Source organism: uncultured Cedecea sp. (assembly GCF_947498825.1).
Lineage (GTDB): Bacteria > Pseudomonadota > Gammaproteobacteria > Enterobacterales > Enterobacteriaceae > JGM124.
In genome coordinates this window covers 76182-89626 of sequence record NZ_CANMLV010000014.1, presented here as the reverse complement: position 1 = coordinate 89626, position 13445 = coordinate 76182, and the positions used below count along the sequence as shown (strand labels likewise).

At 46.8% G+C, this 13445-nt stretch carries 8 protein-coding genes; 3 read left to right on the top strand and 5 right to left on the bottom strand.

Annotated elements, in window-relative coordinates; all coding sequences use genetic code 11:
• Window positions 1-10: 10 nt before the first annotated feature.
• The 5 genes from bcsC to bcsR form a co-directional block, all read right to left on the bottom strand.
• Window positions 11-3478 carry a cellulose synthase complex outer membrane protein BcsC gene (bcsC, locus tag Q1A40_RS15050; protein ID WP_300001434.1) on the bottom strand — a complete coding sequence of 1156 codons (3468 nt, stop codon included), beginning with the start codon at window positions 3476-3478 and terminating at the stop codon, window positions 11-13.
• Window positions 3479-3589: 111 nt separating this feature from the next.
• Window positions 3590-5908: a cellulose biosynthesis cyclic di-GMP-binding regulatory protein BcsB gene (bcsB, locus tag Q1A40_RS15045; RefSeq protein WP_300001432.1), complete on the bottom strand. Its 2319-nt coding sequence runs from the start codon at window positions 5906-5908 to the stop codon at window positions 3590-3592.
• Window positions 5909-5918: 10 nt separating this feature from the next.
• Window positions 5919-8534 carry a UDP-forming cellulose synthase catalytic subunit gene (gene bcsA / locus Q1A40_RS15040; RefSeq protein WP_300001430.1) on the bottom strand — a complete coding sequence of 872 codons (2616 nt, stop codon included), beginning with the start codon at window positions 8532-8534 and terminating at the stop codon, window positions 5919-5921.
• Window positions 8531-9265 (bottom strand): cellulose biosynthesis protein BcsQ, encoded by a 735-nt coding sequence (bcsQ, locus tag Q1A40_RS15035; RefSeq protein ID WP_300001428.1) that lies wholly within the window; start codon window positions 9263-9265, stop codon window positions 8531-8533. The genes bcsA and bcsQ overlap by 4 nt, the downstream gene beginning before the upstream one ends.
• A 3-nt stretch (window positions 9266-9268) precedes the next feature.
• Window positions 9269-9463 carry a cellulose biosynthesis protein BcsR gene (gene bcsR / locus Q1A40_RS15030; protein WP_300001426.1) on the bottom strand — a complete coding sequence of 65 codons (195 nt, stop codon included), beginning with the start codon at window positions 9461-9463 and terminating at the stop codon, window positions 9269-9271.
• Window positions 9464-9931: 468 nt separating this feature from the next.
• On the opposite strand from bcsR, the gene bcsE reads away from it, so the two are divergent.
• The 3 genes from bcsE to bcsG are packed head-to-tail and all read left to right on the top strand — an operon-like array spanning window position 9932 to window position 13366.
• Entirely contained in the window at window positions 9932-11542 is a 1611-nt protein-coding gene (gene bcsE, locus Q1A40_RS15025; protein WP_300001424.1) for a cellulose biosynthesis protein BcsE, read from the top strand.
• A complete protein-coding gene (gene bcsF, locus Q1A40_RS15020; RefSeq protein WP_367275751.1) occupies window positions 11539-11736 on the top strand; it encodes a cellulose biosynthesis protein BcsF in 198 nt (65 codons plus the stop codon). The genes bcsE and bcsF overlap by 4 nt, the downstream gene beginning before the upstream one ends.
• Window positions 11726-13366, top strand: coding sequence for a cellulose biosynthesis protein BcsG (bcsG, locus tag Q1A40_RS15015; protein ID WP_300001422.1), 1641 nt, complete (start codon window positions 11726-11728; stop codon window positions 13364-13366). Before bcsF ends, bcsG begins: the two co-directional genes overlap by 11 nt.
• The last annotated feature ends 79 nt before the right edge of the window (window positions 13367-13445 follow it).

Below are 13445 nucleotides of genomic sequence, written 5' to 3'. Positions count from 1 at the left end.
TTTGAAGTAATTAGAAATTGGCGTAAGGGATCAATGGCTGAGGAGGAAGATCCAAATCACCCAGCCAGCCAGCCTGAGAGTAACGAAGATAAATCAGTGCATGACTGGGGGTATAATCTTTCGCATGCTGTAAATCAATACCCGCACCAATAGACCAATTTTCATTGAGTCTTCTTTCGATTAAAGCCTGAGCCGTATAGCCAAAACCATTACTGGAAGTACCGGCATTGATGTCAAATCCTTCCGGATAGCTAATATTGCCATTATTTAACAAAGAAGCGATGGGATATAATTTATGGGTCGATGTCTGAGAATAGGACCAGGAGGCTGAGGTACTCAGTTCCCATGACCAGTTTTCAGTACGCTTACGCCAAGTGACCGGCACGCTGAATGAAATATACTTCTGCGGACTGAAATAGCCGCCCTGACCAAGATAATAGTCACCTAAATCCTTGTTATAGTGCCAGAGCATATTGTTAGCCCCGACAGTCAGTCGCTGATTACTCTCATTAAGCAGCTTGTAGTAATAGCCGCCCATCCAGCTCAATTTCCAGTTATCTTCAACATTTTTGCCTTTCAGTGAGTCAGCATCAATACTGGCCCAGAAACCCTGTTCCTCTCCTTGATCATAACTGGCACTGACGCCGACTCCCGTCGCTCTCACGCCTCCCCAAGTGGTATTGGTGTTAGGATCCCGCTGACCGGCAAAAGCCAGTAACGAGTTAGAGATCGGACGGCGATGCAGATTGAGGGTATATCCTACATCACCTGTATCGCCGCTGTAGCTAATCCCGCCGACGATATCGACGACATCAAAGCCCAGTGGGGTCGTACCGATATCCATCTGCCAGGTTTGGTTTTTCCAGCCGGTTGCCAGGCTGACACCATTAGCCGTTTGCCTGGGTACTCCGAAACAGGCTTGTTCCCGGCAAGTCCCCCATGGCGCATTATTATCAGATAAGGAGCCCGCATTCATGCTGACTTTATCGGTTCTGAACCAGACGCGACCATCACTCAATGGCGCATCAATTTGCAGCATGGTGGTATGAGTTTTAAGATCGGAATAACCGGGCGTACCGCTGGAGCCGCCGTATTCATGGCTCAGGGTGACATTAACATCTTGCTGGCGATAAAGGTCACCGGCTTCACGACGAATACTGCTCTTGAGCCAGTCATCCTGTTCATTATTTCTGGTGAGTTGGGTATAGGCTGTATCATCCGTGGGGGCGGTTTTACTTATCTGAGCGGCGGGCATGGCATCCTTATAGGCTTGTTTTGCAAGCTGTGGCTGGCCATTAGCAATATAAAAACGCGCGGCATCTCGCAATATCAGCGCATTTTCCATTGAAGGAGGCTGATGCTTTGCCCATTGGGCCAGCCGGGCAAAAAGTTTATCGGCTTTATCTTGTTCGCCAATGGTCGACCAAAGACTGGCCAGCACTCTTTGCACCCTGGTATTGGACTCTTCTGGTACTGATGAGAGAATGATTTTTTGTAGCTGATGGCGAGCTGCGGGCAGATTATTTTGCGCAATTGATATTTTTGCAAGACCCAGTAAGGCATCGGTATTATTGGCGGAATAACCGAGAACTTTTTTATAATAACCTTCAGCAACCGCAAACTGGTTTGCTTCTGTTGCCCACTCGCCCAGCAGCAAATCTCTGTTTTCAGATGCAGGCTGATTGGCTAATAAATTAAACGCTGCTGTTAATTCGCCTTTTTCACGCATCTGACGCGCTTGTGCGATGACAATTTGTGTATTTAAACGGGCAGCCAGATCCGTAATGTTTTTATTCCATTTTTCATGCGGGAAGGTATTCAGATACTTCAGGGCTTCACTGTCGCGTGAATGTCCTGACAGATACAAAGCATAAGCATAAACCCGTTCTGCATCCGGATGACTTCTGCCCGCCATATCGCGCATAACGTTATCTGCATCCTGATGCTGACCTGCAGAATTAAGATTACTGGCCAGTTGATAGGCGAGCCAGGCATTATCAGGATCGTTTTCAAGACGCTGGCGCTGAATAACCGCGGCTTGTGCCCACTGGCCAAGCTGTTCGAGGATACGGACTTTTCTCTCTCTTCCCTCGTCTTCTAAACGACGCAGTAAGCCGTCGATACGCTTTTTCTGACCGGGGGAAAGGCTGGCAATAAACGCTTGTGCGCGTTCTTCAGACTGCTGCGAGTAAACACTTATCAGCGAACTCAGTACATTGCTGTTATTCTTGTCGATACGCAGTGCTTGCTGATAATAGCGCTCAGCTCCGGCATAATATTTTTGCGCCAAGGCAACATCACCCAGTCCCTTTACCGCATAACTATCACGCGAGCCCATCTGTAGCGCTCTTTGATATGACTGTTGTGCCGCAGCGAATTGCTTCGCTTCGAGCTGCTTATCACCTTGGGCTATCAGCAACCAGTAACGGTTGGTTTCCAGCAGGTTATTCCACTTGCTCCGATTGCTACTCTGCGGATCCATCTCAATGGCTTTTTGTAACTGTTTAATCGCCAGTTCCCGCTGATTTTGCTGTGAATAAGCCTGGCCCAGAGCGCCGACTAATTCACTGTCATCGCTATTATTACGCAACGCTATCTGAAGCTGAGGAATTGCCGCTGCGCCATTACCCCGGGAGAGATAATCCAGGCCTTTAGCTCTGGATCTGAAGGCGGGATCCTGGAGTTGTTTTTGTTGGGTATCCAGCGTACTCTTCGCCTGGTTAACCATCGCTTCATTATCAAACAGAACTAAAAAGTGTTGTAATGCTTCTGTACTGGCTTGACTGACTGGCATATCTTTTATTTGGGCATACCATGCTTTTGCTGCGTCATCACGTCCGGTTGGCGTCTGCGCTATTTCTTCCAGTAATTTAAAACCTTCCTGAAGTTTGCCCTGATTGAATTGCAGCCGGGCGATATTCATTTGCACCGCTATATTGCCGGGATCTTTGTTCTTTATTGCGTTGAGTTGATTAAATGCCAGTGTCATCTGAGAAGGTTGCTTCGCCACCGTCATCCAGTATTCAACGGCTAAATCACCTGCGGGTTCAGTGCCCGAAAATATTTTCTTATAGGCGTTAATCGCGGCTGGAATATTGCCTGAAGAGGTGAATAATCGCGCTTGTTGTAACTGTAAACGTAGCGCTGGATTGGCCAGCAGATAGGCCTGAAATGACTCACGATAAGCCCGGGAGTCGGGAGCCATGCCAAATAATATATCCAGTTGCTGTTTTGCTCCTTCGTTATCACCCTGTCGAAGCAATAAGCGTAATCGGGCAGCAATAACGTCGGGGTTATGGGTATCCGTCAGGACTAAGCGGGAGAGAGTCTGATCGATTAAATCCTGGCGATTAAGAGACTCACCCAGATACAAATTTTCCAGTAATTGCTGTGTGGGCGTCGCCGGCGCAGCCTGAGCCTCAACGGCAAAGATGATTGGCCAGGAAAGTGTAATGATATTTAACGAATATTTTCCCATTTTTCTTTTTTCCTGGTTGGGAATAACGCTCCCGCTTCCCGAAAACAGAGGCTGCATTTTTGCAGTAAACTCCGATAATCAGATTACCGGAGTTTACTTGTCTGGTCTTATCTATTTATCACCTGTCGTCAGGCGACGGCGACTAAGAATATGCAGAACACGCCACAATATCCAACCCAGCAGGATCATGGTTACGACCGCTAAGATGCTCAAAATAATCGGATGCTTTGCTAGCGCAAACCAGATTCGCTCATACCAAGGTAAATGGCCGACATAGTAGATATCCCCGACACGCAGAGCATTGACGCCAGAGTCACGAATAATGGTTACTGAACCGCCAATAAAGGCACGTTTTCCACTGTCACCCATTGCCTCGTTCAATAACTCATTACCACGTGGGCTATCGGCCAGCAATGCCAGAACACTTCTTTGGCTGTTATAAGGTGACTGGAAGCCCAGTATCGCAGCCATGGGGCCACTGGAGGAAATCGTTGTCTGTATTTCCGCTTTGCTATCTTCAGGGCTTGGTTGCCCATTTAATAACGGAGTCTGACGCAGAGGGGTTCTGACCCAGCTTTCTGTTGCATTGACCAGTAAGGCTATCTGCTTATCATCTTTCAGCTCAGGTGGAATAGAGCCGATAATCATAATATCGGCATCTTTATCCTGAATTGATTGTCCGTCATCGGTGATGGACAAATTCAAGGCGGGGAAACCTGTTTGGGCGCCTACCATTCCCAGCGTATCCAGCAGCGTTGTCACCTGACCTGGCGGTGGGTTTTGACTGACAACAATCAGCGTTTGTGACAGATCGGCCATACGACTGAAGGGGAAGCCTGAGTTAGCAAACACACGCAAATCGGGCATGGCAATAAAATGGTAATAGCTCGAGAAATTAAGGGTTGAGCTATCTTCAATCACGACGTGATTAGGCACTGGCTGATAGGTAATACAGTTCTCGAGTGTTCCCCCTGGCATCGGATTCATATAGGAGAAGTCAAAAACGAGCTGATTACGTGCACCCAATTGTAAGGCCGGGATAGTGATATCGGTTTTATCATCCAGCAGGCCCTGTATTACCGGCAAGCGTAATAACTGATTACCTGTCTCTTTCGGCGTCAAATTAATAGACTGAATAAATTGCTCATTCAGGCTAATGGCCAGGCGAGAGCTGTCTTCTGCAACGGGCGCGGTATAACGGTATTTGAGATCTAAATCGATACCGTCACTACGGGCTATAAACAGATCCGGAGGCAGATTCATGTTAATACTGAGAGGTCTGGGGACGATTCCCGTTGACTGAAGCTGCTGAGGATAGGTTTTTAACTCACCCAGAGTGACAGGTCTGTCTGTTGGCACCCAGTTTGGCGCATCATAGGGTTGACGAGGAACGATGGTTTTGACCTCATCAACCGTGACGCTGCTGCCACGGAACAACAGATTGCCTTGTGCAATTCCTTTTGCCGCCTGTACCAAGTCGTTATCGTCACGCCCGAATACTACCAATAACTTAATATACGGATCCTGTGGATGACCGATCATCTCGATGGTTGGCTTCGTCACCGTTGGATAGTTTCTGAGAAAATCTGGACGGTTTTCATTTGTGGCAAACACAATGGCGTTATTTTTTGGCAGACTGTTGTACAGAACAGGGAATTTCTGGCCACGCCATTGCGTTTTGGTGCCGAACCAGGAGGCGATGATACCTGCGGCTTCCTGTTGTTTCAGACTTGGCGTACGGGGAAAAACCATCGGCAGGTTAAGCGCTCTGTTGTCATGTGCATCAAAGAAAGGTTCCGGGAAATAGGACAGATCGTTTTTGAGCAACAGACTTTGATAGTTTAAATCCAGCGAGCTGTTACGTCCGATATCGAGCCACAGAGCATTGTTGGTTGGATTTTCACAAATATCCCGGTAGTGCCCGAGAAACTCAAGACGTATGGTATTGAAATCAGCAACATAACGAGGGTCAATTGGCATCCGGGCGACAGTTTTTTGACCTAACTGTTCTTTTGTTACCGGCAGGACACCCATCAATTCATCATTAAGAAAGACTTTTAGCTGAGACTGTACTGGCAGTAGGGCTGGCGATGGCGTGTACTCAAGATTAAGTACCGCTTTGGAGACGACCTCATCACGGCGCGTATCAAAGGTGACTTTTGCATCAGGAATAATGCCCTTCAGGGAGATACTACCAGGTGCTGGTGCTATCTGCGCAAAGCTTAATGTCACATTCCGCGATGGCGCTTGTTCCATGATAACTGGCTCATTACCTTGAACTGCCTGAGTTCCCGCCGATGAAGATAATGCTACAGGCGCGAGAGAAAGCGCTGCTTCATCATTAGCATTATCGAGCGTGTTTGCCGATGCGAATGGAGAGGCATAAATGCTGGCGGCAATTGCGCAAAGCCAAAATATTTTTCTTTTCATCACATTATCATCAAGGTTGGGCCAATGTGGATTCTGCTGGTGGTTGTTGAGCCGCCGGCTTGTGTGGAACAAATGAATAGAGCCAGCTGATTAACTGAGCGCTGAGCCGTAACAGATATTTTACTGAGTCGGGAGCAAAATCAGTTAACTGACGGTAACCTCTGAAGCCAAGTTTAAATATAAAAAACAAATTCTTCAGTGGCTTGTCTTCTGGATAATCTTTTTGCCATAGCGCCCAGGTGTCCGCGCGGGCAAAGGTGCATTGCATAAAATCGATATTCTGACGCGGGGTCATCTCTTCTAACTGTAATCCGACTTGATTGCCTCTGATCCGCATTATGCTCGCCGGGAAGGCATACTCTTTTGTCCCCCTTTTAAGCAGCAAGACTATCTGCTGGTGACTACGTAAGTTATGCGCAGCATGTAGTGTGATCCCAACACCGCTGTTGGCATAATCAGACAGAGTGCAAGGGAACAGATGTCCGCTGGAAAGTTTAATCGCAGCAGGCAGAGAGATTTCAACACGATGGGCGCGTCTGAGCTGTTTACTTTCTATCGAAACCGCGATTGCGCCTCCCAGAATAATCAGGTTATACATCACCCAAATCATACTGATGATGACCGTTGAAATTTCATCTTCCGGACCACAGACAAAGCGCCAAACACCAAACAGCAGGCCAGACAGATTCAGCAGCACTAAAATCATGTAGGGGCGAGTAATCAGCCAGTCAACGTATTCATTCTCGACCAGCCCCCCTTTTGCCGTAACGTTGAATTTTCCTTTATGTGGGTTAAATAAGGCCACCAGTGTCGGTTTGGCAATATACCAGGCCAGCACCGTTTCATAGATTTCACTCCAGAAAGAGTGACGATATTTACCCTGAACTCTGGAGTTGGTCAGGCTGGCGTGAATCATATGTGGCAGAACAAACAGGACTATCATCACAGCCGGAGCATAAATGATATACGCATGCATCAACAGGAAAGCGAGAGGGGCGACCAGGAAGATCATTCTTGGCAGACCAGACATAAAATGGAGCATTGCATTGGTATAACAAAGGCGCTGCATCAGCTTTAGTCCTTTGCCAAACATGGGGTTATCCAGTCTGAATATTTGCACCATGCCACGCGCCCAGCGAATACGCTGACCAATATGCGCAGACAGACTTTCGGTTGCCAGCCCGGCTGCCTGAGGAATACGCAAGTAAGCAGAGGTATAGCCCTGACGGTGAAGACGCAGGGACGTATGCGCATCTTCAGTCACGGTTTCTACGGCGATACCGCCAACTTCATCCAACGGGCCGCGACGAATGACCGCGCAGGATCCACAGAAGAAAGTGGCGTCCCACATATCGTTACCATTCTGTACCAGCCCGTAGAACAAAGTCCCTTCATTGGGGGTTTTGCGGAACTGCTTAAGGTTTCTTTCAAAGGGGTCCGGTGAGAAGAAGTGATGCGGAGTTTGCATCATCGCCAGCTGTTTTTCTTTAAGGAACCAACCCATAGTGAGTTGCAAAAATGAACGGGTAGGGATGTGGTCACAGTCAAAAATAGCGACAAACTCACCTTTGGCATATTTCAGGGCATTGTTGATATTACCCGCCTTTGCATGTTCATGGGTGGGTCGGGCGATATAGTGAATACCTAGCGATTCTGCAAATTCTCGGAATTCAGCTCTGCCGCCATCGTCCAGAATCCAGATATTGATCTTGTCTTGTGGCCAGTCGATACCCAGCGAAGCGTAGATAGTACCTTTAACAACATGCAGGTCTTCGTTATAAGTCGGTACAAAAATATCGACAGTTGGCCATTGGCTGAGATCGGCTGGCATCGGGACTGGCTGGCGGTTAAGTGGCCATATGACTTGAAGATAACCGAGAACCAGCACTATCCATGCATAAGTTTCTGCAAACAGTAACGTCAGACCACAAATCAGACTCAGCGGATCGTTCCAGTTCAGTGTTTCAGTATACCGCCACCACATATAGCGACAGGAAACGAGCAGAGAGAGAACAATCAACATCATAGAAGGGAATCGCCCGGGCAGGCGTTGAACCAGTAAAGCGACACCCCAGAGTATCAACCAAAAAACGAATTGGGCTGCGGGGCTGAATGGCTGAGTAATACAGATAACCGCGACCATCATAGCAATGCCGGATAGTGTTCCAATCGCTATCCGGCGTAGAGTGGAATGCGCCGTTTTCTGCTGTGAGTCAGTCTCATCTTTTAGCGTGACAGCCCGTGCGCTTAAACGCATAAACAATTTATCGTAGGCTGCAATAATCCGCTGGTGCAGTCGTATCGCATGGTGAATGAATGCGAAGTTCCAGTCCATTTTCGAGGGCGTTTTAGTTATCAACAGCCACAGGCTTTGAATGGCATAACGCAAAATATCCAACGGCCGCGGGCGGGAGGGATCAATATGCGGATAAAGATAATGGCGATGGCGACGAATGTTCTGCCAGGGTTGATTTTCCAGCGGCAGGAAACACCATGCCATCAATACCCAGAAACAGCCTGAGAGGGCGCTCAGTACCGAAACCTGGTGGTAGCGATAGATTTTATAATGGGCCGCAAGCTGAGGACCGACAGAAGAAGGCGAGAGTTCAGGACGAAAAGCTCTCATACGCGCTGGCCTGCCAGATTAATCAAACACCAGTTTGCAAGGGTTATCACTTCTTCTGCTATCAAGGCATGGGGACTGTATTCACCAACTGGCTTTTTCATCGCACAGGATTCGGCCATAGCTTCATCGGCATGAAAAGCCACAGGAATGAGTGTTGACTGGGTATGGCACCAGACTTGATAGATATCATTTTGTAATTTACTGGCAACTTGTAGACCATTCACTAACAGAAAACTCTGCGAGTCTACAGGTTGCTGACAGAGACGAATATGGCAGTTGGCATCAGGCCGGGCAACACGGATCCTGCTGTCAAGCTGCGCTAACCAGTCGGTTGCCATGCCGGTTGAAAGGAACGGGAGATCGACTAAAATCCATTTATAGCGCTGGCTGTCTTTAAGGAGCGTTAAGTACTGATTAAACTTATTGCACAGGGTTGGATCGGAAAAGAGTGACTCTGTTTCGCGTTCACTGAGCGAGCCAAAAGGTAATATATCGAGAGAAGGGGCGTATCTCCAGGCGCTTTCCTGCCAGTTCTGATTATCCAGCGTTGCACGAGCCCATCCTTCTGGACGATTAAGCGCAATATTAAAAAAAAGACGCAGCATATTGTCGGAAGAAGCATCAATAACCAACACTGACTCACCTAACTGGTGTAATGCCCAGGCAAGGGCTGCAGTAATGGATGTCGCACCTGTACCACCGCGTATTCCCTGTAATCCAATAATGGCCACTCGCTAGACTCCCTGGTCCTGCATGAGCTCAGACAAGAGAGGCCAGCGTTGTATTGCGGCTATGAATTGTTCTTGTTGACCGATATCAATATAATCAATGTGTTGCAGGGAGAATGCTAAGCTTAAAGTGTTCAGGTCACTCTCATTTGTGAATGAACCGTCGGTTTCTTGAGTACTAAGATGTTTGATATCGTTCATTCCGGAGCGGTCCGTTAGCAGGCATATTTATACCTGTCATAATTCAAGTTATCTCAAAATTGCGCGTTGAATCACATAATTTGTCTGTACTTATCAATTCGCTCTTCCGCTACTCGCATACAACCCGAATTATTCAGGAGATATACCCGTCATACTTCAAGTTGCCTGGGTGTTGCCTGCGTCCAGCCCGCCGAATCACAGAGTTTATCTATGCTCATCGACGGGCCTCACTTCGCGCCTACAAGCAACTCGAATTATTTTGAGTATAAATAATATATTTTGTGAGGCTGAATATAAATTAATGACGCCATTGGCCGGTAGACTCGCAGGTATACCGCTCTGCTGTGTTATTATACGTAAATTATCAGTAGTATGATGACAAAATTTTTAATAAAATGAAATATATTATCGACGGTAGAGCTGAAAAAGCTTTTTTCAATACAATATCTTATTAAAACTGAAAATCTTATGCGCCTTAATTTTAAGTCCGGCATACCGGTTGATAAAACTGCTAACCCAGTGTTTACATTAGGTATTGATGCTCTTCAGGAAGAGCTGAGCCATATGCCTGCTGGTGGGGTGTGGTGGCTTAATGTGGATAATAAAAATGACGCAATAAATATTATTAATCAATCAATTACCTCGCAACCTGCCTCGGCTAAAGTCGCTGTTGTCGCCCCTTCTGCAACCCTGTGTGACGAAATAAAATATCATAGAAAGGCCGGGCCTGAGCTTATTTATCTATTTTCCCTGCCCGATTCCGGTGAAAAATTAGGGATATTATCCAGAGACCTGATGTGTAGTATTAACCCGCGGCATACTTTTTTTATTGTGTTATTCCCGGAAAATGCATTTGATAAAACAGATGGTAACACCCTCAGGTCTGATTTAGAGGATCTTGCTGCATGGGCAACTGAACAGCAATGTTCACTGTTATTGATTAACACCGGGAAGCTTATTAATAAACAATATTCTTTGCTACTTAATGCCCATCACTCTATTTCCGGTTTAGCCCGCTTGATGAATAACCACCATTATGATGTGGCCTTTTGGTGTAATGAACGTGGGGTGAGTGCAGGACTTCGCCTGGTGCTTCAGTACTGTGATAATTGCTGGCAGGTTATTTATGATACTCACAGTACGCCACAAAATTATGGCGATGAAGATATTATTATCAGTCATATAGATGTTCTGGAAGGGACGCCTGAATTATCCGCAAACTGGCTGATTTATGAAAATAATGACAGGGTTTTTGAATCGGCCAGTTTAGCGAATGCGGCTACCATTATTTTCTTTTTTTCTAAACAAAATCAGATTGTTGAACTCAGCCATCAAATACACACCTTACGCATACAACGGGGTAATGCGCTAAAGATTATTGTTCGTGAAAGACACGGGCAGCTCAGAGCGGCGGACGTACAATTACTGCTGAACTGTGGGGCTACGCTGATTATTCCACAAGAAGTTTCGCTGCCCCGCTGTTTGAATATGGTGAACAGCGTGCAGGGAACGTTCTTCAGTCAGACGATTTCAAGCAATCTGGATAGCATCATTCAACAAATGAAGCCGCAGGCGTTAAAGGGTTATCAGTCGAAAGAAGTATTCAGCAGTACGATTAATGAATTGATTCAGAACTCTGCTCTGGCGGCCGATCATAAAGGTATTTTAGTGGCGCTACGGCCGCTTGTGGGACTGCGTCCGAACCAGGCGCTGACGGTATGCCGGATAAAACGCATGGGGGATATTATTACGCTCGGGGAAGATTGTCTGATGCTTTTCCTGGCAAACTGTCACCTCAATGATATGCATTCTGTGCTCCAGCGTATCTTCTCTCTCAGGCTTGGCGATATTTTTAGTCATTGCCTGGTGTGGTATACCGATGAACAGATTACCTCTCAGCTATACCGTTTTAAGATAAAGCAGCCAATCGTGTGGCAGAATGATATGAGCCTGATGCCGGAGTTAGTCGTAGAGGCCCCGGAATTAACGGATAGCGCTTCTGCCGTTGACACTACATCTGCACATTCTCCGGTACCTTTTACCTTGCTGAATGATATTCAGGTTAAGAAACCATCATGATGAATTCGGTCGACATTATTCAGTTGATTATTTTATGTGCCATTATTTTTATTCCGGCAGGTTATATATTGAAATCAAGGTTGCCCGCATTACGCGCCGTAATACGTTTACGATTTCTGAAACCTCGCTTTATTAAGCCGTACGGAATATTGCACCAGTCCTCCGCGAAGACAGATAAAAAAAATGACGCATAACACATCTACCGAAAAATCATTATCATCAGGCCCGCGCTGGCGTGGCCTGGGTTGCTGGAACTATTATTTTTTAGCTAAATTTGCGTTGTTATGGACTGGCTATCTCAATTTCAATCCGCTGGAAAACCTGGTTTTTATGGCCTTTTTACTGATGCCGCTATCCGTAAGTTGGCTTGGTAAATTGCGTGACTGGATAGCTTTTCCGGTAGGCTTTGCCCTGTTCTGGCATGATACCTGGCTACCGGGTTTAGACAGTATCATCAGCCAGGGAAGTCAGGTTACTGAGTTTAGCTTTAGCTACCTACTCGAGCTGTCGGCGCGTTTTGTTAACTGGAAAATGGTCGGCTATGCTTTCATTTTGCTGGTGATTTATCGTCTGATAAATCCCTGGATAAGAGTCAGCGCTTTTGTCATTGCCATTATGCTCTGGCTCAATATCTCTCCCATTATTGGTCCGTTGTTGTTCTCAGCTCCGTCAGTTCCACAAGCGCAGCAAGCTGCGGCGAATCCAGTTGTTGCCGGTAATGATGCTCTGCAAGCCGCGGCACCGACGAATGAAAACCTGACTGCGTATTTAGATAAGTTTTATGCCACTGAAGCGCAGCGCAAGACACAATTCCCGGCAGCATTACCGGCAGATGCTGAACCTTTCGATTTATTAATTATCAATATCTGCTCGCTGTCATGGTCCGATATTGAATATGTTGGTCTGAGTTCACACCCACTATGGAAGCATTTTGATATTCTGTTTAAAGAGTTTAATTCAGCGACTTCCTACAGTGGTCCGGCCGCGATTCGCTTACTGAGAGCGAGTTGTGGGCAGACTTCGCATAAAAATCTCTACGAACCTGTAGATGGCCAGTGTTATTTATTTGATGAACTGGCACGCCTGGGTTTCAGTCAACAGCTGATGCTGGATCACAATGGGCAGTTTGGTGGTTTCCTCGATGAAGTGCGTCAGAATGGCAATATAAAGATACCGTTGATGGATCAGAGTAATCTGCCGGTGAACCTGAAAGCTTTTGATGGGTCACCAATTTATAACGATGGTGCGGTGTTAAATCGCTGGTTTGATAACCTGAAAAGCGGCCTTGAGCCCGCCAGAAGCGCGACTTTCTTCAACTTGGTTCCTTTGCACGATGGTAACCAGTACCCGAATGACAGCAAACCGGCAGATTATAAAGTGCGTGCCCAGAAGTTATTTGATGAGCTTGATGCTTTCCTGACTAAGCTTGAGCAGTCAAATCGTAAGGTTATGGTGGTTATTGTTCCTGAACATGGCGCAGCTCTTGAAGGGGATAGAATGCAAGTCTCTGGTTTGCGTGATATTCCGAGCCCTAGAGTGACGCATGTTCCTGCAGGCATTAAATTTATTGGTATGAAGGATCCCCGTGAAGGAATGCCCATAGAGATTAATCAACCGAGCAGTTATCTGGCGATTTCAGAGCTGGTAACGCGTGCGCTGGACGGGAAAATTTTTGTGGCAAACCCGGTAGACTGGAAAGCCCTGGTACAGGGATTACCTGAAACTGAGAGTGTGGCGGAAAATGCCACTTCCGTTACGATAAAGTATCAGGGTAAATCCTATATCCGGATAGGTAATCGTGACTGGGTCGCTTACCCGGATTAATGACTTGTCGCTGTCAGTAAAAATCAGTTAGCTGATGATGCTCTGTCAATACTCACTTCTTGCTTAGGCAGGCAACACC